The organism is Nostoc punctiforme PCC 73102 (assembly GCF_000020025.1).
Classification (GTDB): Bacteria; Cyanobacteriota; Cyanobacteriia; order Cyanobacteriales; family Nostocaceae; genus Nostoc; species Nostoc punctiforme.
On sequence record NC_010628.1, the window covers coordinates 5,735,552 to 5,755,936 of the forward strand.

A 20,385-nucleotide genomic window follows, 5' to 3' on the forward strand; every position below is an offset into this window, starting at 1 on the left:
CCGCAGAGACGCAGAGGACGCAGAGAATGAGGAAGAAGGGAGGAGGGTTATTAATTGAGGTGGGGGTGGTGGTTGCGATCGCACTCTTCCTTATAATTGTTATGCCACTGGTGCTTTCGGAGTTTCGCTTGAATTTGTTGGGGCGATTTTTGTCACTGGCGATTGTGGCTTTGGGTATCGATTTGATTTGGGGGTATACTGGTTTATTGAGTTTGGGACATGGTATCTTCTTTGGTTTGGGTGGATATGCGATCGCAATGTACCTAAAACTGCAAGTCCCTACTGGTGAATTGCCTGATTTTATGGGACTTTATGGAGTTACGGAACTTCCCGCTTTTTGGAAACCTTTTTATTCTTTTCCTTTGACAATAGCTTTGGTGGTAATAATTCCAGGGTTATTGGCGGGATTGTTGGGATATTTAGTTTTCCGAAATCGCCTCAAGGGAGTTTATTTTTCTATTTTGACTCAAGCGGGAACTATTGTATTTTTCAACTTCTTTAACGGTCAACAACAATTCTTCAACGGTACGAACGGGCTGATAGATTTTACAACTTTGTTTGGGGCAACGGTCAGTGATGCCAAAACGCAGTTTGTTTTCTACACCCTAACGGTAGTGTTTCTTGCAGCAACTTACGGGATTTGTCGCTGGTTGACAACTGGACGCTTTGGCAGATTATTGATAGCGATTCGTGATGATGAAAGTCGGGTAAGATTTTCTGGCTACGACCCTACAGATTTTAAGGTGTTGGTGTTTGCAGTTTCAGGTGCGATCGCAGGTATAGCAGGAGCATTCTACACCATTCAAAGTGGTTCAGTCTCACCTAGAGCAATGGATATTGCCTTTTCGATTGAAATGGTGATTTGGGTAGCGGTAGGCGGACGCGCTACTTTAATTGGCGCGATTGTCGGAACTTTGTTAGTCAATTATGCCCGCACTTTTTTAAGTGAACAATTTGCTGAAATCTGGCTATTTTTCCAAGGCGCATTATTTTTGATAGTCGTCACAGTGCTTCCTGACGGTATCGTGGGATGGTTGCGTAGCCAGAATATTTCTCTTTTCAACCGCCGTCAAGAAATTTCTACATATCCCACCTTGGAAGAAGACCCTGAAGTGCAACATGAACGCGAAAATATTGGAAACTGAAAACGTAACTGTTAGTTTTGATGGTTTTAAGGCTTTAAACCAGCTTAACTTTAGTATGGATGTGGGTGAATTACGAGTAGTAATTGGCCCCAATGGTGCGGGAAAGACAACGTTTCTGGATGTAATTACGGGGAAAGTGCAACCAACTGTTGGGCGAGTTTTATTCAAAGGAAGAAATCTGCGTTCTTTACCTGAATATAAAATTGCCCGATTGGGAATTGGGCGCAAGTTCCAAACACCTCGAATTTACTTAAATTTAACGCCACGCGAAAATTTAGAAATTACTATCAACAAGAAGAAAAATGTCTTTTCTACTTTGTTTGAACATTCTAATACTGTTGAAAAGAATAATGTTAAAGGATTATTAGAAACCATCGGTTTAACTGCGAAAGCAGATATTAGAGCAGCTTTACTTTCTCACGGAGAAAAGCAACGTTTAGAAATTGGGATGTTAGTAGCACAGTCACCTGATTTATTACTCGTTGATGAACCTGTTGCGGGTTTAACCGATGAAGAAACCTATAACATCGGCGAATTACTTTTAGCATTAGCACAAAGTCATTCAATTTTAGTAATTGAACATGATATGGAATTTGTGCGTCAAATTGCTAAGAAAGTAACAGTGTTACATGAAGGTTCTGTGCTGTGTGAAGGTAATTTTGAGGAAGTGCAGAATGACTCTCGTGTGATTGAGGTTTATTTAGGAAAACAGGAAGAATGAAAAACGCGATCAATACTATTCGGTTAAAGCAAGAGACGCGATGAATCGCCGTCTCTACAAAAGATTAATTATTGTAGAGATGGCGATTTATCGCGTCTTTGTGATTTATATACCATCAAAAAACCTTAACCGAACGGTATTGAAAACGCGATAACTTCATTAAGCTGCGCGATTGCATTTTTTATTTCCCTAGTAATTCTGGTCGATTTGCGCTGTTAAACACCTGCTCTACTGTTAGCGCTCAATCAGCAATTACTACTGATTCCATGCAAGTTGCACCTGTAAATACCTTATCTTCATACTGTCCCTCCACCCACTGACAAATAGTAATTTGTTGTATCTGTGGGTCAACAATCCAATACTCTAATATTTCCCTAGCAGCATACTCTGTCCGCTTGTAGCGATAATCACGAATGCTGTTTGCTTTGCCTTCTATACCCTACACAGACTACCACTGGAAATATTATAAGGTTATCTGTCCTCGCCTAAGTGTTGAATAATTCCATATTATACAAAAGTGTGAAAACTGTAGACGTAGGTTGGGTGGAGCGGAGCGCAACCCAACATATATCAAGATGTTGGGTTACGCAAAGCCTCCAACGCGACTTGCTACAACGCGGGGAGCCCGCGCAACGCAGTGGCTCCCCAACCTACAATTTTTTTGCTTAAAGGTAGGAAAGATGGGAAAAGTAGGATGTTTTTTACCAGCTATTAAATACTTTACTGATGTGTTGTAACTTGATACTAGGTTGCTAAGAAGTTCTTCAATTACTTGACGACTAAGTATTTAAAAAACATCCTCTCAGCCTTTTCTGACTACCTAAAATTAAAGTCCAAAAACAATTAACTATGGCTCGCACTACTACTTTGCCTGTTGCTCAAAAGCCTTTGACAAACAATGTTTACATTGATGGAATTCTCTGGGGCGGGAAGTATTATTCTTCTTCAGGTTCATCGGTAACAAGGATTGATTACTCTTTCTGGAACTCAACAGCCGCAAGTTTTGATGATCCCTACAAGAACAAAGCCACAAACCCCAATGACTGGTTTCCTGAAGGAAAAGATTCCTTAATAAAAGCTCTAGATGCTTGGGCAGCAGTTGCTAATATTCAATTTGTAGATGCTGGGGATAATAAAGAATCTGCTACTCTGGGCTTCTATAACCTAAATAATGCTGATTTGGGCGATTACCTATTCGGAGAGTTCAGCCCTCCTGGAGAAAATGGACAGGGAATAGGTTATTTTAATCGAGAAGCATTGGGTGGAAATGTTGCTGGGGCTCCAGGTACCCTTAACTTTGCCGTTTTAATTCATGAACTAGGACATGGATTAGGGCTGGCTCACCCTCACGATAATGGAGGAGGTTCGCCAATTTACCCAGGGGTTACTTCACCTTTTAGAAGTTTAGGAAACTTGGGCTTGAACCAGGGTATTTACACTACTATGTCCTATAATTCTGGGTTTTACAGTCAGAATGGTAACCAAGAGAAACTGGGCTACGGACTTGAAAGCACACCTATGGCGTTTGATATTGCTGCTATTCAGTATCTCTACGGCCCAAATAATAGCTACAAAACTGGTAACGATACATACTACTTGCCTAGTGTCAACCAATCTGGTACTAGTTATTCCTGTATTTGGGATGCTGGTGGGGTTGATACAATTAATGGCATTAGCGCACAATCGGATGTGACGATCGATCTCAATGATGCCTCCCTGAATACTGCTCAAGACGGCGCAGGTGCTGGTGGTTATGTGTCTTCCGCCAAGGGCATTTTTGGAGGATTTACCATTGCTAACAGCGTGGTGATTGAAAACGCTACTGGCTCTAATTTTAACGATCAAATTATAGGTAATGAATTTAGCAATAGTTTAGTTGGCAATGATGGTAATGATACTATTGACGGTGGTGCTGGCAGTGATACCATCAATGGTGGCAATGGCAACGACAGATTAATTGGTCGTGCTGGCAGCGATCGCTTAACTGGTGGTACTGGCAATGATGTTCTTATCGGTGGCGCTGGCAATGACGTTCTTCTTGGTGGTACGGGTGCCGACCGTTTTCTTTACGATACAGAAGGTGCATTTGCTAGGGCTGATGTCGGTCAAGATACCATCAGCGACTTCAATCGCTCCCAAGGCGACAAAATTGTACTTGATAGGACTACCTTTACCGTACTCTCTTCTACTTCAGGTAATAGCTTGGCTGCCAATGATTTTGCAATTGCGGGTCTTGATATTCTAGGTATCCCACTGACTGGAGAATTACTGAACGCTAAGATTGTTTACAATTCTACAAATGGGTCTTTGTATTACAACCAAAATGGTACGGCGGTCGGCTTCGGCAGTGGTGGTCTATTTGCTACTCTTTCTAATGAGCCAACTTTGGCAGCCAGTGACTTTATCGTGCAAGCATAGTTACTTAACTTCAATATTTTAATAAAATCTGCACGCCAATTTTGATTGATGCTCGCCTAGCGAATCCAGAGGTAGAAACGCATTTCCCGCATTTCTCACAAGCTTGAGGGGCAGAGGGGAAAGAACAAGGCACATTAAACTCTCCTCTGCTCAAGCGCTCAAGCGCAGGCTTAACCGAGATGTGGTGAGAAATCCGGGATTTGAGATTTTAGATTGTTCAATCCAAAATCTCAAATGTCAAATTACTTCGTTTTCTATGCAGGTTTCCCATTTTTATCTGATGCTTGTTCTGCAAGATTTTTTAAGCGGGTTGACCTGATTTTGCGGAGGCGATCGCTATTACGAACACCACCCGCCATTTCATATTCAGCGCTGTCTTTGCCGTACTTGATAGCAACCACCATTAACATTTTCTCAGAAAGCTGTTTCAAGTTTTTTTCCATTTCTTCAACTTCTGTTAAAGTAGAGTCAACTATAGCCAGAGCGCTATTATGAACATCAATTTTATTACGTAACTGTTCGATTGAATCAATCAGTTTTTCTAAAGTATAATCTTCTTCAAATTTAATGCTGGGAATAATCGATTTCATCCCAGATGCTCTTAATTCAGCTTTTTCTAAAACGCGGGATGTACGTTTTTGACGAGACATAAATTTGCTCTTTTAAGATACTTCTAGAGCTAGCTTGCCTCAATTAAGCCTGATTTCGGTTCAGCATAAATCGCAATTTCTGCTCGCAAAATTTTTAGCTTATACCAGTAATATCCCGGTATATAATTACTCATGTACGAAGGCAAGAGGCAAAAGGTAGGAAACACGAGAGTAGTCGTTACAGGCTTGGGAGTAGTCGTTACAGACTTAGAAGTAGTCGTTACAGACTTGAGAGTAGTCGTTACAGGCTTGAGAGTAGTCGTTACAGACTTGAGAGTAGTCACTACAGACTTGAGAGTAGTCACTACAGACTTGAGAGTAGTCACTACAGACTTGAGAGTAGTCGCTACAGACTTGGGAGTAGTCGCTACAGACTTGGGAGAAATGGCTTCAGTATTCTAATAAAGTTTACTGGTATATCTATTATCTTGCGGCACAATCCAGGGGCAGCGATGGTAAAGTCAAATATATGTGGAGGTAGTACTATGACTCAAACCCTACCCAAGTTAGTAACCTTTGAACAATTTATCGAGTGGTACCCCTCAAACGGGGCGCGATATGAACTACATAAAGGAGTCATTGTAGAAATGCCACCCCCAAGTGGTGAACACGAAAATGTTGTTGGATTTTTGGCGGCACAAATAACCCTCCAGTTCTTGCAAATGGGGCTTCCGTTTTGTATCCCCAAAACTGCCTTTGTCAAAATTCAGAGCAATAACTCAACCTATTCTCCTGACATTTTGCTATTAAACCATGACAATCTCGTGAATGAACCTTTGTGGAGCAAGCAATCAACCGTTATTCAAGCTGCATCTATCCCACTAGCTGTTGAAGTTGTGAGTCAGTGCGTTGCGCGGGTTCCCCGCGTTGAAGCAACTGACGAACCCGTAAGGGTTAGCACCAACTGGCGAGACGACTACTATGACAAGTTCAGGGATTACGAAGAGATGGGGATTCCTGAGTATTGGATTGTAGACTATGCTGCGATCGGTGGCAAAAGATTTACTGGTAATCCTAAACAAAAAACTATTACAATTTGCGAATTAGTTGAGGGAGATTATCAAATGACTGTGTTTAGAGAAAATAATTTTGTTGTATCGCCTTTATTCCCCCAACTCAATTTGACAGCACAACAAATTTTTGATTCTGCTTTGTAAGTTTCGGTTTTAATACAAACGGAATTTTATTTATGCTTAAAATCTCTAACCTCAACGTTTATTACGGCGAAAGCCACATTCTCCGCAACGTAGATTTAAGCGTACCATCTGGGCAAATGGTCTGCCTAATCGGACGCAATGGTGTAGGTAAAACTACCCTACTCAAAACCATCATGGGTTTACTCAAACCCCGTAGCGGTACTATTAACTTAGCTGAAGAATTAATTAACTCCAAATCCCCAGACCAAAGAGCAAAATTAGGAATTGGTTATGTCCCCCAAGGGCGAGAGATTATCCCCCGTTTGACAGTCAAAGAAAATCTGATGCTGGGGTTGGAAGCTAGACGCAAACCAGTAAAAAAAGCAGAAATTCCAGAGGAAGTTTTTAGCTTATTCCCGGTGTTAAAAACCATGCTTTCACGGATGGGTGGTGATTTGAGTGGGGGACAGCAGCAACAATTAGCGATCGCACGTGCTTTAATGGGAGAACCTCAATTACTCGTCTTGGATGAACCCACCGAAGGTATTCAACCCTCAATCATCCTCGAAATTGAAGCCGCAGTCCGTCGCATTGTCGAAACCACAGGCATTTCGGTTTTATTGGTAGAGCAACATTTACACTTTGTCCGTCAGGCTGATTATTATTACGCCATGCAAAAAGGTGGTATTGTCGCCTCCGGTTCCACAGCCGAACTCAGCCAAGATGTGATTCAGCGCTTTTTAGCTGTTTAATTTTTGAGATTTCTATATCAACAGTGTCAGAAGCAATCAAATCTGCGGCTTCTTGTAAAAGCTCATTTTGTTCCTTTTGAATTGCTTCTAAGCGATGAGAAATTTCTACTAATCGTTGTTTTTTATTTGGTTGAAAATTTTCAGGTAACAAAGCTGGCAGATTATCAGTTGTTTTAGTAGCCGTAAATTGTTGAACAGCAAAACTGCCGACTTTAGTTAAGGATAAAAAACTAACTTTAATCAAAGCCTGAAGCAATTTTAACGGAACTTGGAGTATTGACCAACTAGCTGTTTCAATCAAGCGGACAATTGCTTTGATAATGCTCCAGACGAGAGCAAGTGCAAACAAAAAAATCACTATACTAATAATCGGGTGATTAGTTGCCCAACCTAGTATTTGAACTAACCTAAAAAATATCGGGTGTTGTGTCAGCCAATCACTTACAGAAGATGCCATTACATCTTTAACTGCGCCCGATGTTGTAGTTTTAAATTTATCAGCAGTTTGCCAAGTTTGTTCTAAGCTTGTCGTAACTGTATCAATTGCTTTATCAGTCGTTGTAGTTGCTGTTGCCTTCAAAGACTCCCCAACTTGTTGTGCTGAGTTACTTAAAGAGTTAACATTCTCACCCACAAAATCTTTCACATTTTGTAAACGTTGCAAAACTCCGTTAGGCAAATGTATGTCTACTTGGGATACCATAAAACATTTCACCGAGGTTGAAATCTAACCCGTAACCCATCTTTAGGGCGATTAGTGGGAACAGCAACGACTTCTAAACTTTGATTGGGTAATATCTCCCAATGATAACTACGTAGAAGATGAGCAGCAACTATCTTCATTTCCATTTTGGCAAAAGCTATGCCAATACAAATGCGTGGACCACCGCCAAAACCAACTAAACTAAAAGGATATTTTTTGTGTTCTTGCCGTTGAGGACTAAAACGGTCTGGGTCAAAGAGTTCTGGCTCAGAATATATTTCTTCAATTTGGTGAGTAACTCCAATTGAGTAGTATAACTGCCAACCAGTAGGTACGTGATAACCATTCAATTCAAAGTCTTTAATCACACCACGAAACCCACCGCCGACAGGTTGATGCAATCTTTCAACTTCCCACAAAACCTGCTCTAAATAGGGCATTTTCCCCAATTGTTCTAAATCCAAATCGCCTTGACTTGCAAGTTGTAATTGTTCAACTCTAGCTTTTTCAAGTACTTCTGGATGACAGGCTAACTCTGTACACAACCAAGTAAGCATCGAAGTAGTAGTTTCATGTCCAGCGAAGAGTAACAGCACCGCTTGGGCAATGATTTCTTTTTCACTTAAACTATTACCATCTTCATCCTTAGCTTTGATTAACAGGCTGATGGTATCTTGAGTTGGGTTTTGCTGACGTTCTCTGACAACTTGAGTGAGATGCTCTAAAATTTCATTACGCGCGGCTATAGCTTTACCAAATGTAGTAAATGGTAGAGGCAACGGATTAATAGCCAACAGTCCATTCGTCAAAGTTGTAAATAACTGGCTAAGGCGCACACATTCCGGCCCAGGACGTGTACCCAAAAATAATTGACTAGCAATATCAAATGTCAGCTGTTTAAACTCTTGGAACCAAGTAAACTCCTGTTTTTTCTCCCACTTTTGGAGATAGCTGCGCGTAATATCTTCCATTGTGGAGAAATAACTCGCCAATGCTGGGCCATGTAATGCCGGCATCATCAAGCGGCGGTTTCTGCGGTGTTCCTCTCCATCTTGGAGAAAAAGCGATTCACCCAGTAATGTCTTGAAATTATCAGGCCATCCCTCGCGCCAAGAAAAATTCTCGATATGGCTTGACAAAACGAACTCTAATGCCTCCGGACCTGCCATTACTACAGTCGGTCTGCCAAGAAGATGGGTTTTGAAGATGGGCCCATATTGGTGATAGCGCTTTTTGGCAAAATCGCGGTCGAAAACAAAGGAGAGTGTTTCACCTAATACAGGCAAACCAAAGCTTCCAGGAGGAATTTGATTAGTTTTCATATCTCTCTAGCTCGAAGCACTAGTATAAAACCGCAACGCAAACCGCCAAAACCAAGTAGAAGCAAAAAACAAGGCTATTGCTAATATTACCGCACCTATCAACCAGCTAATTTCACTCCGACCCAACAGCGCTTGGGCTGGTACTGTAGTTAAAAAAGCTACTGGCATCACAAAGGTAAAGAAAAAACGGTAAGCAGTGGGATATGCAGCGATGGGATATCGTCCAGCTTCCAATAAACCACGCAACACTTCAGTAACGTTGTATATTTTGACGAACCAGATACTCATTGAACCCAGCATAAACCACAGGCTGTATAAAATCACAAAGCTGAACAATAACGGCAGCACACCAAGTAGATAGCCGTTTATCCCTACACCAAGGCGTTTACCTGCATAGCCAATGATAATACTACCAAAAATTAGATCCGGCAGTCCCCAAGGTGAAAGGGTATGAGTGGAAAGCCAAAACTGACTGCGGATAGGTTTTAATAATATAAAGTCCAAAGTGCCTTCTTGAACATGACGGACAATGCGATTCAAGTTAGACGCTAAAAAAGTCGCAGAAAATCCTTGTAGTAAGGTAAAAATTCCTAAAACTACTAAAGCTGCTTCCCATGACCAGCCACTAAAAGTATAGCCAGTGCGGTAAAACAAGAATAATCCAAAGAGGCTACCCGCAAGATTTCCCAAGCTGGTGAGGGTAGCGACGAGAAAATTAATCCGATACTCTAACTCAGATGCGATCGCAGCACCCCAAAATAGTCTTAGTACTTTCAAATATCTTTGCATCTTGCACCCATAATCCAAAATGTGCCATCTGTCACTAAAATTTCTAAGATTACACAAGAACTTTACGTAAATTTAATATTACTTTTTATTCAGGAAAATTGCTAAACGTTAAGATGTGGTGGATATATTGTTGAAAACTAAAAAATTCTAATGCATTTAAATTTACCAGACCTAATTACAAAAATTGGCTACTTTGGGGTATGGGCAATTATCTTTGCTGAATCTGGCTTGCTAATTGGTTTTTTTCTGCCAGGAGATAGTTTGCTATTTACTGCTGGATTCCTCGCATCTCTTCCAAAATCAGGGTTTAACATTTGGGTTCTGATTTTTGGTGCTTTTGTTTGTGCAGTCCTTGGTGATAATGTTGGCTACGCTACAGGACATAAATTTGGCAGAAAATTATTTCAGAAAGAAGATTCATGGTTGTTTCATAAAAAACACTTGGTAAAAACCCAGGATTTTTATGAAAAACATGGGAAAAAAACACTAGTTTTGGCCAGGTTTACACCGATTATTCGCACTTTTGCGCCGATTGTGGCTGGACTTGGTGCGATGCATTACCGAACATTTATGTCTTACAACTTAATTGGTGGCTTTCTTTGGACATTTGGCATTACCCTATTAGGATTTTTCTTAGGAAAATCTCTGCCACCTGAACAGGTAGATAAGTATTTGTTACCAATTATTGGATTAATTATAGTTGTTTCTTTAGTGCCATCAATGATTCATGTAATACAAGAAAATCAAGCAAATAAAAATTAAAATATTTTGCGTAATTTATGGAGATTGGAATAAATTAATTTTGAATTTGGAACCAAGCGACATGACTTACTTAAATATTAACCTCTATCTATTAATAGAAAATCTCCTCTTTTTTGTAATTGCCACACTTTTTATTGTGGTTGTGAACTGGGGGTGGAAACACACAAAGCCTTATACTCTACCTTTACCATTTCCCGGTTGGTATAAAATCTGGTTTGGCTCAGTGCAACTGCTAGGAGGATTGCTGCCCTTAGTAGTGATGCTATTGTGGGGTGTATGGTGGGGCGATCGCACTGTGTTGACTGTACTTGGTTGGTATTTTATTATATTAGGGTTGCAAATTATCTCTGAGATAGTAACACTCAGGCAGTTGCAAAATGTAGTGTGGGTAATGGTTCCTTATATATACTTGCCTTACCGCTTCTGGCAATTATACGAAGGTTTGACACTTTTAGATTCAAAAAGTGAGTTGGTATGGGTACAATATTTATTGATTTTTGAATTAGTGTTGTGGATTGTTAACTACGTTATAGATGTGTCTCAATTACCACGGCTGTTTCGCTGGGAAGTAGAATCAAACTCCGATCTTAGTTAAGGATTAATCGCAGAATTAGCCATTTTTATCAAAGAAGTGCGATCGCCTGCTTTCAACCCAACAACATATTGCACACCCTGTTGTCTCCAAGTCAAGGTAGCATCTGAGCAATTAGCACCACAAGTAAAATCCACAAAATAGCCAGTAATTCCCTTAGCTAAAGATACAGCTTTACCATTCAGGCGGGGGGTTTTGCGGGTTACTGCTTCAGCAGAAATTACACCCAGACGACAAGCAGTTCCACTGCTACAATCAGGACTGAAACCGAGTAAAATCTCGTAGTTTTTTTGTGTAGCAGCTTCTATAATCGCGTAAATTGGATTTTCCCCATCTGATTCAGGAATAAACTTCGGCAACAGAATCCGAATTTGAGTCTTTTGCTTTAATTTAGGCAAAATAGATTTAAAAACTGGGTGTATCTGGGTTTTACCCTGGCTTTGTGCTATTAGTTGGGACTGGTTATTTATAGTAGCTATCGCTGACTTGTGAAAGCTGCTAACGCTGACTAATACAAATACGCCACATACAGCACTGATATAACTGATGCTTGAAATCATCTTTGAAAACCTATTTCGTCTAAAAAAGGAGTTAGGAATAAATACAGCAGATTGCAAGTAAGTTAGGTACAAAATGCAGCACTCAAAATTCAGATATAAAGAGTTTCTACCTTCTGCCTCAAAACCCTTAGTTTTGTACTTCATGTAAAGGAAAACTGCTGTAACTCCTAACTCCTCAGTTATAACTCTTAACTCCTAAGTCGTAACTTTTTACACCGCACAACTCAACTCGCCAGCTTTTTGACTGAAGCGGTGATTTTCCCGATAATCTACGGGACAATCTATCACGGCGGGTACATCTTGAGCGAGGGCTTCTTTCAGAGTGGGAATTAAATCTAAAGCCGATTCAACTCGGTACCCTTTTAAACCCATGCTTTCAGCGTATTTAACAAAATCAGGATTACTAAAATGCACAAAAGATGAGTTTCCTTTGCCAAAGTGATTTTCTTGCTTCCACTCAATTAATCCATAGCCACCATCATTGAAAATTATGGTGACAAAAGGTGTACCTACGCGTAAGGCTGTTTCTAATTCTTGAGAATTCATCATAAAGCCGCCATCACCTGTTACAGCAACGACTTTGCGTTTAGGATGAACGAGTTTTGCTGCTAATGCGCCAGGAATAGCAATACCCATAGCCGCGAAGCCGTTGGAAATTATGCAAGTATTGGGGCTATGGCAATGATAATGACGAGCCATCCACATCTTATGTGCGCCAACATCAGAGATGACGATATCATCTGGGCCCATCACTTGCCGTAAATCATAAATTAACTTTTGTGGCTTAATGGGAAATCCGTCATCATGGGCATACTGTTCATAATCAGCCCGAATATCTGATCTTAAGCTAATAGCAAAAGGATCGGGTTTACCTTGTCTGTCTGCTAATTTTAAAATTTCATAGAGGGAATCTGAAATATCTCCCACGACTTCGGCGTTAGGAATATAACTACTATCAATTTCCGCCGGACTTACCCCAATATGCACAATCGGAATTTCACCATTCCGATTCCATTTTTTCGGAGAAAACTCAATCAAATCATAGCCGATGGCAATTACTAAATCTGTGTTATCAAAACCGCAGGTAATGAAGTCTCTTTGCTGTAATCCGACTGACCACAAAGCCAATTGATGTGTGTAGGGAATCACACCTTTACCCATGAAAGTATTGGCAACAGGTATATTCAGTAATGTGGCAAATTGGGTTACGGCATCACTTGCTTGAGCGCGAATTGCCCCATTTCCGACTAAGATTAATGGGTTAACTGCTTGGCAAATTGCGGCTGCTGCTGCCCGAATGCTAGCAAAAGATGCATAAGTTTTTTCGCTATTATCCTTACGCAAAGGTTTGCCTTCGACGGGCATGGCAGCAATATTTTCTGGTAAATCGATGTGAACTGCACCGGGTTTTTCAGATTGCGATCGCTTAAATGCTTTCCGCACTACTTCTGGTGTAATACTCGGTCGCACAATCTGCTTATTCCACTTGGTAACAGGTGCAAACATTGCCACCAAATCTAAATATTGATGGGATTCGATGTGCATTCTATCTGTTCCCACTTGACCAGTAATTGCCACCAAGGGCGCACCATCGAGGTTAGCATCTGCTACCCCAGTCATCAAGTTGGTTGCCCCAGGGCCAAGAGTAGAAAGACACACTCCGGCTTTTCCTGTTAAGCGTCCGTAGACATCGGCCATGAATGCTGCACCTTGTTCATGACGAGTCGTAATAAATTTGATCGAAGAATGTTTTAGCGCTTCCAAAACGTGCAGGTTTTCTTCGCCAGGGAGTCCAAAAATATATTGCACTCCTTCATTTTCTAGGCACTGCACCAATAATTCTGCTGTATTCATTTTATTTCCTAACTATTTATTTAGTCATTTGTCCTTTGTCACTTGTACTGAGCGAAGTCGAAGTATTTGTCCTTTGTCATTGGTCATTTTTTGGCTAATGATCAATGACTAATGACTAATGACCAATCTATTTAACCCACACAGTTTTCACATTGACAAACTCATGTATACCCTGGATACTCAATTCTCTGCCATATCCAGAACGCTTAGTACCACCAAAGGGCAACCGGGGATCGGATTTGACCATACTGTTGATAAACACGGCACCGGCTTCGATTTCCTCAATCAAGCGATCGCATTCTTGGTCGTTCTTTGTCCAAGCGCTTGCACCTAATCCAAAGGGGCTGTCATTAGCGAGTTTAATGGCAGCATCGATATCAGGAACCCGGAACAACAAGGCTACTGGACCAAAGAATTCTTCTTTTGCAATTGGTGTGTCAGGCGGGATATCTATGATAATCGTTGGCGGATAAAAGTTCCCTGGACGATCTGATAAAGGATGTCCGCCGGTGAGGACTTTACCACCAATTTTGGTAGCAGCTTGTACTTGTTGATCTAAATCCTGGAGAATACCAGGTGTTGCCAATGGGCCTAAATCGGTATCCGATTGCATAGGATCGCCTACTTTTAGCGCCTCGAATTTTTCTAAAAGCAATTTTTCAAATTTATCTGCGATCGCTTCTGCGACAATAAAACGTTTCGCTGCAATACATGATTGCCCGTTATTCAACATCCTTGCTGTAGTAGCTGTGACAACTGCTGTCTCTAAGTCAGCACTTTCTAACACAATAAATGGATCGCTTCCTCCCAATTCCAAAACTGTTTTTTTGATTTGTTTGCCGGCGGCGACAGCGAGGGATATGCCTGCTGGTTCGCTTCCAGTTAAGGTGGCAGCTTTTACGCGGTCATCAGCCATTAAATCAGCGACTTTGGCAGCGCCTATTAATAGAGTTTGAAACGCACCTTCAGGAAAACCCGCGCGTCGGATAATATCTTCAATTGCCAAGGCGCACTGCGGCACATTGGAAGCGTGTTTGAGTAAGCCGACATTTCCCGCCATTAGTGCTGGTGCAGCAAAGCGGAACACTTGCCAAAAGGGAAAATTCCACGGCATCACCGCAAGAATTGCACCCATTGGTTGATAACGTACAAAACTCTGGCTGGCATCAGTTTTTACACTGACATCAGCCAAAAAACTAGGGGCATGTTCGGCATAGTAGCGACAGACAACGGCGCATTTTTCGACTTCTGCGATCGCAGCTTTAAATGGCTTACCCATTTCCAGAGTCATTAACTTAGCAAATTCTGCTTTGTCTTGCTCTAAAATATCAGCAGCCTTTTGTAGCCATTGCGATCGCTCAGAAAAATCAGTCTGGCGATACTTTTCAAAAGCCTGATTAGCCAAATCGAGTTTAGCGAGAATTTCTGTATCATTGAGCGCCTCAAAGGTCTTGAGCGTCTCCCCAGTGGCGGGATTGATAGTAGCGATCGCCATTACCTGACCTCCCGTTAAAAAATAGCTTGACTGTTGGCTTCCTAGTGTTACACAGATCAATTCTGGAAGCTACCACCCAAATTTTAGTCTTTTAAGCAAAAATTAGTCGCTTAATATTACAATTTCACAAATAATTGTGAAACAAAATATACAACTGAACTATGTATTTATCTTGTTAAATTTGTCATTCCAATACCCATGACCAATACAACTCTTGGAGAGGCTACGCCCTAAGCGTAACTATGCAGCAGGCTTTACGACTACGCGCTAGTTGAATCTCGACTTCGCTCGATTTCCGCGCAGTCGAAACTCATTACAAGTGACTAATGACTAATGACCAATAATTGTTGGCACTTGCTGCAAATTTGTCTGATAAACCTTAACTAATCGATCAATACCTTTGAAACGATAATCTCCCATTTCCTGGAAGTCTTCAGGCATTGAAAGCATTTTATGAGTGGCTTGACTAATCACGCATTCACTAGGGGGACAAACTGCTTCCATCCGAGCAGCAAGATTAATCGTCGCGCCTAATGCCGTATAATCTACCCTTTGGGAACTACCAACATCTCCCACAACAGCCTTACCACTATTGATAGCAATCCGTAATTGCAGGGGTTCGTGCCAAAAACCATTGGCGTTTAAATGTTCGAGACGAGTAAGCATTCCTTTGGCAGCAGTAACAGCGCGATCGGCGTGATCTGCTTGCGGTTCTGGAGCGCCAAAAAACGCCATAATACAATCGCCAATATATTTATCTAAAGTGCCACCGCAAGTAAACACTTCTTTTAGCATTTCTTCAAATAAATTATTTAATAGTTGAGCGATCGCAGTTGGCGTTAATCGTTCAGAAATTGCTGTAAAACCAACTAAATCCGCAAACAAAATACTGATTTCGCTCTCAGCGGGAGCTAAACGACCACCCGGTAATCCGCCTACAGAGATCAACTGCTGTACAACTGCTGGAGAATGATAGCGTTCTAGTCGGTGACGAATCATCTCTTCAGTTTTGAGTTTCTCTACCAGCAACCAACGCTGGACGCTAGAAGCTACAAGATTTGCTAAAGCTGAGAAAAAGCTGAGTTCTTCCTCACCTTCATTTGCCCAATGGTAAGAAGAAAGATTAGCATCGGCATAGAGTACGCCCACAACCTTATTTTCATCCCATAAAGGCACTGCCATCGCGCTACGAATGCCTTTGACTAAAATACTCTGTTCACTAGCAAACCTTTCATCTTGATGGGTATCGGCGGTTTGAATGACAACTTTTTCCTCAAATACCTTTTGACAGATACTCCGACTAATCCAACTTCCATCTGAGGGGAGATGTTTTTGTTGGGAACTATTTCTCGTAGCAGCGTTCACTAACTCTAATTGACCGCAACCATTAACATCAATTAATAGTGCCAAGCGATCGATACTATCAAGGTAACGAAAAACTACTTGCTGTACCTGAGAAAAAATCTCTTCTATAGATGCCGCTGCACAAAGATTTTTCGCTATATCCACTAAGTCTTTGAGACGGGCAATGGTTTTGTCCTTGTTGCTGATATTGCCATCCTTGCTATCAGCTGCAATCCATTGCTGTTGTAATTGTTCGACATTGTGCAGAATTGTTCTCTGCTCATTATTGTCCGAACTTGCGTAATACTCAGGTAGCGATTGAGCAGCAGCGCTTGTGAGCATTACTACCAGGCTAACATTGCCCAACCAAACGATATCACCATGATGCAACTCTTGGGGACAGTTAATCAGATATTTATTGACTTGCGTCCCGTTTTTGCTGCCCAGATCCTCAATAGTCCACACACCGTCTGCTGTTTTCGCCAGGCGAGCATGGTTGCGGGAGACTCCAACAAAAGGTAAGTACAAGTTACATTCCGGCAAACGACCAATTGTGAATATACCTTGATCGACTGCGATCGTTGTCTCCGTATCTCCCTCTTTTAGGCGTAGCGTGAGTTCAGTCATGAGTGTGATCCATCAAAGCTAGAGGTGCAAGCAACTCTCAGGTAAGTTCTACCCTACAGGTTAACCTTCGCCTTTTCTTTATGACACTGTTAACTGCATTCCGACAACTGTATGTGACAGATGTTACATTGAATCAGGCTATTCTGCTGGAAGTTTATAGGACTTCCGTAAAATATCTCTCAAACTATCGTTTCTCCGTGTCGTGTCAGTTGCTACAACGCAGAGGCTAGCGTCAAAGGGATTTCCCCGATGAGCGACTGATTTAATTGGGCGGTAATTCTAAACTCATTTCACCTAATAACCCCTTACGAAAATCTGTTAAAAGTTGCCTTGCAGCACGCTCTACATCACCTTTGTAACGATGCTCTGCTAAAGCATGTAGATAAGTATCCCCGGTGTCTGAGGTCGAATCGAGTTGGTAGCGGGACTGTAATGGTTTCTTCGGTAACAAATCTGTAGTTACAGCTTCCAAGTAGTTGAATAAATCCACTAAGGCTGCTGCTACTAGCTGATTATCGTAAGATGCTTCGCCGATATCATCACAAATGGCTAATTTCAATGCTGCGTCTTGGTCTTCCAACCTTAGAGGGATGACACCAGGAGCATCTAACAATTCCAAATGTTCAGAAATTCGCACCCAGCGCAATTGGCGAGTTACCCCAGGACGGGCTGCACTTTCCACTACTCGCCGTCCTAAAAGGCGGTTAATCAAAGCTGATTTACCAACATTGGGAAAACCAATTACCACAGCCCGGACTGGACGAGGTAACATTCCGCGATCGCTTCTTCTTTGATTGAGTTCTACTCCGGCCGCTTGCGCTGCTCGCGCCACTTCTGCTATACCTTTACCATGTTGAGCGTTGGTAAAATAAGGGACTTCCCCTTGACGTTTAAACCAATCTATCCACAGCGATCGCATTTGCGGCGTAATCATATCTACTCGGTTAAGTATCAATACCCGTGTCTTACCCTCTACCCACTCACCTATTTGGGGATGATGAGTCGCTAAGGGAATTCGGGCATCTCGTACCTCAAATACCACATCTACGCGCTTCAGCTGTTCTTTGAGCTTCTTTTCCGCTTTCGCAATGTGACCTGGATACCATTGAATTACGTTTAATCTATAGTTTTGAGTTATAGCCACTTTTTTATTTGTCCTTTGTTATTTGTCCTTTGTCATTAGTCATTTGTCCAAAACCAATGACTAATGACTCTCTGTAGTAGCAGCGTGATGTAAAATCAGACGATTGCCATCAGGGTCATAGGCATAAATTTCTCTGCCGTGGGAAGCAGTGGAAATATTTCCTGGTGGAGGATAACCTAAAGCTGTTAGGTGAGCGATCGAATCTTCTAAGTTACTCACTTCTAAACACAAACTTATCTTACTTTTGGCGTAGACACCAAGTGGGCTGTCGTTAGACATCGCTTCAAATTCCGATTCGTTTGTCTTTTTGGGTTTAAAAATACCTAATCGCATACCAACCAAATTAAACTCAGCATAGACATTCGGAATCAAACTAACTGCTTTTTGCTCCAGAAATTTAGTATAAAAATTTACTAATTTATCAAAATTAACCGATCCTATAGTGACAAATGCGTTAGTGTACTCGAAAACCATATTTGCCTATTGCCTATTGCCTATTGCCTTATCCCAACATCTTAATTTTGGCTAAAGTATTGTGACTAACTGAGAACTTTGAGCAAATATTGTGTCAATGTAAAGGCATCTACACCCAATTCAGTCCGCTCTTGGGCTGCTAAAATACCGGCTTGTGAATGCCACCAAGCGGCAGTTGCCACAATATCTTCTACAGAAATCTGTTTAGTTGCGGCTTGTGCCAACAATCCACCTAGTAGCCCAGTTAATACGTCACCGCTACCTCCACGTGCCAGAGCGGGTGTGCTTTCAGTAATCATCCAAATGGCACCTTGAGGATTTGCGATCGCAGTTCTCGCTCCTTTCAATAAGACCACTGCCCCACTTTGTAGGGCTGCTTCCTGTGCTGCTTTCACCCTGTCATGTTTGGCATCGGCGATATCAGGAAACAATCGCTGGAATTCACCAGCGTGGGGTGTGAGTACGGTTACGGCAAGACGTTTTTTTAAAGTGGCGATCGCTCCCATTTGTGCCAAAATATTTAAACCATCGGCATCGAGAATCAAAGGGCGTTCGCTTTCTATGACCTCTTGCACAATAGGAGTAGCATCTCGTGTTAAACCAGGGCCACAAGCGATCGCATTAAAGGAAGTCAGATCGGTTTTTTCGGGTAATTGTAATTGAGCGATCGCTCCACTTTCCGTCTCTGGACAACCGATAATTAGCGCTTCTGGCAAGTGCGACACCAAAAGAGATTTTAGCGATTCGGGTACAGCAATCGAAAGCATCCCCACACCACTAGCCCTAGCACCTAAACCAGTTAAAATTGCTCCACCGGCATAGCGTCGCGAACCGCAAATCAGGAGTAAGTGTCCTTCTTTATATTTGTGGGTAACTGGTGGGCGAGGTAAGGGTAAAGTAGCGAGTGCCGTTGTTGGTGTAATACGTTTAATGCTGGGTGCATCTTTGAGAACAGCTTCTACATCAGCTAAAGGAATATCAAAATCGATTAACTCAGCTTTGCCAACATATTCCAGCGCCGGATCTTGGAAGAAAGCTAGTTTCCATAAACCCAAGCAAAAAGTGTGAGTGGCGCGAATGGCAGTTCCTAATACAACGCCAGTATCGGTGTGTAAACCTGAAGGTAAATCGATGCTATAAATCGGCACAGACAATTCATTTAGCTGATTAATTGCAGAGGCAATAGGATCGGTCAGATTTTTTTCTAAACCAAACCCAAACAAGCCATCAACCAACAAATCAGAATCTGGCAGTTGCTCAATTGTTTGATAAATTGGAATGCCCAAACTCTGAGCATACTGCAAGTGCTGCGAAGTTAATTCCTTAAACTTAGAGAAAGGAGAATAAATCCAAACCTCATACCCACGAAAGTGTAATTCACGGGCTACTACTAAAGCATCCCCACCATTATGACCAGGACCGACAAGAATTCCAACACGGGATCCCACCGCTTGGGGCAACCCTTTTTTTAAGAGGCTGTTTGAAGCAACATAGCCTGCCTTTTTACAGGGAATTTGGGGGATCTCTTGAATCCGACGGGCAACTAATCCCGCCACCTTTTCCATTAAAGCTACTACAGGCATTCCTGCTGCAAAGATCCGATCTTCAATATCGCGCATCTGCCCAGCAGTGACTATTACTTGTGAAATTTTTTCTTGCCTTTGCATCAGCCCTAAGTCCTGTTAGCGATCGCGGGGTATTTAGCCCGTGCTAAGTTTTAGGTTAATTGAAACTTTAACAGATTTCACACAATTATCTTTAAGGGACTTCCAAGTCCAAAAATATCCCAAAACTAAGTAAGCGGGTGTAAATAATGGTCGTTGGGATAAGGCAATAGGTATAAGGATTTTAGCCTAGTGGATTTTTATTTACATAGTTTGATTTTATTGTGCCAAGA

At 41.7% G+C, this 20,385-nt stretch carries 20 protein-coding genes; 8 read left to right on the top strand and 12 right to left on the bottom strand.

What is annotated here, in order from left to right:
• The first annotated feature begins 26 nt into the window (after positions 1–26).
• The gene (gene urtC / locus NPUN_RS23305; RefSeq protein ID WP_041565578.1) at positions 27–1,145 is read left to right on the top strand and encodes an urea ABC transporter permease subunit UrtC; all 1,119 of its coding nucleotides are present in this window, start codon (positions 27–29) and stop codon (positions 1,143–1,145) included.
• On the top strand, positions 1,120–1,866 hold the full coding sequence (urtD, locus tag NPUN_RS23310; RefSeq protein WP_012410937.1) for an urea ABC transporter ATP-binding protein UrtD: 747 nt from the start codon (positions 1,120–1,122) through the stop codon (positions 1,864–1,866). Before urtC ends, urtD begins: the two co-directional genes overlap by 26 nt.
• A 241-nt stretch (positions 1,867–2,107) precedes the next feature.
• Here the strand turns inward: urtD and NPUN_RS39400 are convergent, their stop codons facing one another.
• Positions 2,108–2,302, bottom strand: coding sequence for a Uma2 family endonuclease (locus tag NPUN_RS39400; RefSeq protein WP_083782485.1), 195 nt, complete (start codon positions 2,300–2,302; stop codon positions 2,108–2,110).
• 413 nt (positions 2,303–2,715) lie between these two features.
• Here NPUN_RS39400 and NPUN_RS37855 point away from each other — a divergent pair, with 413 nt between their 5' ends.
• On the top strand, positions 2,716–4,284 hold the full coding sequence (locus tag NPUN_RS37855; protein ID WP_012410938.1) for a M10 family metallopeptidase: 1,569 nt from the start codon (positions 2,716–2,718) through the stop codon (positions 4,282–4,284).
• Positions 4,285–4,538: 254 nt separating this feature from the next.
• On the opposite strand, the gene NPUN_RS23320 is transcribed toward NPUN_RS37855, so the two are convergent.
• Positions 4,539–4,934: a hypothetical protein gene (locus tag NPUN_RS23320; protein ID WP_012410939.1), complete on the bottom strand. Its 396-nt coding sequence runs from the start codon at positions 4,932–4,934 to the stop codon at positions 4,539–4,541.
• 132 nt (positions 4,935–5,066) lie between these two features.
• On the opposite strand from NPUN_RS23320, the gene NPUN_RS37860 reads away from it, so the two are divergent.
• The 3 genes from NPUN_RS37860 to urtE all read left to right on the top strand — a co-directional run bounded on the left by NPUN_RS37860 (position 5,067) and on the right by urtE (position 6,822).
• Positions 5,067–5,336: a hypothetical protein gene (locus tag NPUN_RS37860; RefSeq protein ID WP_012410940.1), complete on the top strand. Its 270-nt coding sequence runs from the start codon at positions 5,067–5,069 to the stop codon at positions 5,334–5,336.
• Positions 5,337–5,419: 83 nt separating this feature from the next.
• The gene (locus NPUN_RS23330) at positions 5,420–6,091 is read left to right on the top strand and encodes a Uma2 family endonuclease (RefSeq protein ID WP_041565580.1); all 672 of its coding nucleotides are present in this window, start codon (positions 5,420–5,422) and stop codon (positions 6,089–6,091) included.
• A gap of 32 nt (positions 6,092–6,123) precedes the next feature.
• On the top strand, positions 6,124–6,822 hold the full coding sequence (gene urtE / locus NPUN_RS23335; RefSeq protein WP_012410942.1) for an urea ABC transporter ATP-binding subunit UrtE: 699 nt from the start codon (positions 6,124–6,126) through the stop codon (positions 6,820–6,822).
• Here urtE and NPUN_RS23340 read toward each other — a convergent pair.
• Genes NPUN_RS23340 through NPUN_RS23350 form a run of 3 tightly spaced genes read right to left on the bottom strand, consistent with a single transcriptional unit; the run spans position 6,785 to position 9,636 of the window.
• Positions 6,785–7,525, bottom strand: a complete 741-nt coding sequence (locus NPUN_RS23340) for a hypothetical protein (protein WP_012410943.1) — start codon at positions 7,523–7,525, stop codon at positions 6,785–6,787. The two genes, urtE and NPUN_RS23340, sit on opposite strands and share 38 nt — an antisense overlap.
• Before the next feature lie 8 nt (positions 7,526–7,533).
• Complete coding sequence (locus NPUN_RS23345) at positions 7,534–8,847, bottom strand: cytochrome P450 (protein ID WP_012410944.1); 1,314 nt, start codon at positions 8,845–8,847, stop codon at positions 7,534–7,536.
• A 6-nt stretch (positions 8,848–8,853) separates the two neighbouring features.
• A complete protein-coding gene (locus tag NPUN_RS23350) occupies positions 8,854–9,636 on the bottom strand; it encodes an ABC transporter permease (protein WP_012410945.1) in 783 nt (260 codons plus the stop codon).
• 150 nt (positions 9,637–9,786) lie between these two features.
• Between NPUN_RS23350 and NPUN_RS23355 the strand changes: the two genes are divergently transcribed.
• Positions 9,787–10,398, top strand: a complete 612-nt coding sequence (locus NPUN_RS23355; protein WP_012410946.1) for a DedA family protein — start codon at positions 9,787–9,789, stop codon at positions 10,396–10,398.
• Positions 10,399–10,459: 61 nt separating this feature from the next.
• Positions 10,460–10,993 carry a hypothetical protein gene (locus NPUN_RS23360; RefSeq protein WP_012410947.1) on the top strand — a complete coding sequence of 178 codons (534 nt, stop codon included), beginning with the start codon at positions 10,460–10,462 and terminating at the stop codon, positions 10,991–10,993.
• Here the strand turns inward: NPUN_RS23360 and NPUN_RS23365 are convergent.
• The 7 genes from NPUN_RS23365 to NPUN_RS23395 all read right to left on the bottom strand — a co-directional run bounded on the left by NPUN_RS23365 (position 10,990) and on the right by NPUN_RS23395 (position 20,155).
• Complete coding sequence (locus NPUN_RS23365; protein ID WP_012410948.1) at positions 10,990–11,550, bottom strand: hypothetical protein; 561 nt, start codon at positions 11,548–11,550, stop codon at positions 10,990–10,992. The two genes, NPUN_RS23360 and NPUN_RS23365, sit on opposite strands and share 4 nt — an antisense overlap.
• Before the next feature lie 210 nt (positions 11,551–11,760).
• Complete coding sequence (locus NPUN_RS23370; protein ID WP_012410949.1) at positions 11,761–13,404, bottom strand: acetolactate synthase large subunit; 1,644 nt, start codon at positions 13,402–13,404, stop codon at positions 11,761–11,763.
• A 127-nt stretch (positions 13,405–13,531) separates the two neighbouring features.
• Positions 13,532–14,899: an NAD-dependent succinate-semialdehyde dehydrogenase gene (locus tag NPUN_RS23375; RefSeq protein ID WP_012410950.1), complete on the bottom strand. Its 1,368-nt coding sequence runs from the start codon at positions 14,897–14,899 to the stop codon at positions 13,532–13,534.
• A 330-nt stretch (positions 14,900–15,229) separates the two neighbouring features.
• Positions 15,230–16,870, bottom strand: a complete 1,641-nt coding sequence (locus NPUN_RS23380) for an adenylate/guanylate cyclase domain-containing protein (protein WP_012410951.1) — start codon at positions 16,868–16,870, stop codon at positions 15,230–15,232.
• Positions 16,871–17,132: 262 nt separating this feature from the next.
• The gene (gene ylqF / locus NPUN_RS23385; protein ID WP_012410952.1) at positions 17,133–18,014 is read right to left on the bottom strand and encodes a ribosome biogenesis GTPase YlqF; all 882 of its coding nucleotides are present in this window, start codon (positions 18,012–18,014) and stop codon (positions 17,133–17,135) included.
• Between the two features lie 60 nt (positions 18,015–18,074).
• A complete protein-coding gene (locus NPUN_RS23390; RefSeq protein WP_012410953.1) occupies positions 18,075–18,488 on the bottom strand; it encodes a VOC family protein in 414 nt (137 codons plus the stop codon).
• Positions 18,489–18,553: 65 nt separating this feature from the next.
• The gene (locus NPUN_RS23395; RefSeq protein ID WP_012410954.1) at positions 18,554–20,155 is read right to left on the bottom strand and encodes a bifunctional ADP-dependent NAD(P)H-hydrate dehydratase/NAD(P)H-hydrate epimerase; all 1,602 of its coding nucleotides are present in this window, start codon (positions 20,153–20,155) and stop codon (positions 18,554–18,556) included.
• Positions 20,156–20,385 lie beyond the last annotated feature (230 nt).

Coding starts and splice junctions, on each gene's coding strand:
- NPUN_RS23355 (WP_012410946.1), top strand. CDS start 9,787: ATGCATTTAAATTTACCAGACCTAATTACAAAAATTGGCTACTTTGGG.
- NPUN_RS23370 (WP_012410949.1), bottom strand. CDS start 13,404: ATGAATACAGCAGAATTATTGGTGCAGTGCCTAGAAAATGAAGGAGTG.
- NPUN_RS23350 (WP_012410945.1), bottom strand. CDS start 9,636: ATGCAAAGATATTTGAAAGTACTAAGACTATTTTGGGGTGCTGCGATC.
- NPUN_RS23365 (WP_012410948.1), bottom strand. CDS start 11,550: ATGATTTCAAGCATCAGTTATATCAGTGCTGTATGTGGCGTATTTGTA.
- NPUN_RS23330 (WP_041565580.1), top strand. CDS start 5,420: ATGACTCAAACCCTACCCAAGTTAGTAACCTTTGAACAATTTATCGAG.
- urtC (WP_041565578.1), top strand. CDS start 27: ATGAGGAAGAAGGGAGGAGGGTTATTAATTGAGGTGGGGGTGGTGGTT.
- NPUN_RS23345 (WP_012410944.1), bottom strand. CDS start 8,847: ATGAAAACTAATCAAATTCCTCCTGGAAGCTTTGGTTTGCCTGTATTA.
- NPUN_RS23390 (WP_012410953.1), bottom strand. CDS start 18,488: ATGGTTTTCGAGTACACTAACGCATTTGTCACTATAGGATCGGTTAAT.
- NPUN_RS23320 (WP_012410939.1), bottom strand. CDS start 4,934: ATGTCTCGTCAAAAACGTACATCCCGCGTTTTAGAAAAAGCTGAATTA.
- NPUN_RS23395 (WP_012410954.1), bottom strand. CDS start 20,155: ATGCAAAGGCAAGAAAAAATTTCACAAGTAATAGTCACTGCTGGGCAG.
- NPUN_RS23360 (WP_012410947.1), top strand. CDS start 10,460: ATGACTTACTTAAATATTAACCTCTATCTATTAATAGAAAATCTCCTC.
- NPUN_RS37860 (WP_012410940.1), top strand. CDS start 5,067: ATGTACGAAGGCAAGAGGCAAAAGGTAGGAAACACGAGAGTAGTCGTT.
- NPUN_RS23380 (WP_012410951.1), bottom strand. CDS start 16,870: ATGACTGAACTCACGCTACGCCTAAAAGAGGGAGATACGGAGACAACG.
- urtE (WP_012410942.1), top strand. CDS start 6,124: ATGCTTAAAATCTCTAACCTCAACGTTTATTACGGCGAAAGCCACATT.
- NPUN_RS23340 (WP_012410943.1), bottom strand. CDS start 7,525: ATGGTATCCCAAGTAGACATACATTTGCCTAACGGAGTTTTGCAACGT.
- urtD (WP_012410937.1), top strand. CDS start 1,120: ATGAACGCGAAAATATTGGAAACTGAAAACGTAACTGTTAGTTTTGAT.
- NPUN_RS23375 (WP_012410950.1), bottom strand. CDS start 14,899: ATGGCGATCGCTACTATCAATCCCGCCACTGGGGAGACGCTCAAGACC.
- NPUN_RS37855 (WP_012410938.1), top strand. CDS start 2,716: ATGGCTCGCACTACTACTTTGCCTGTTGCTCAAAAGCCTTTGACAAAC.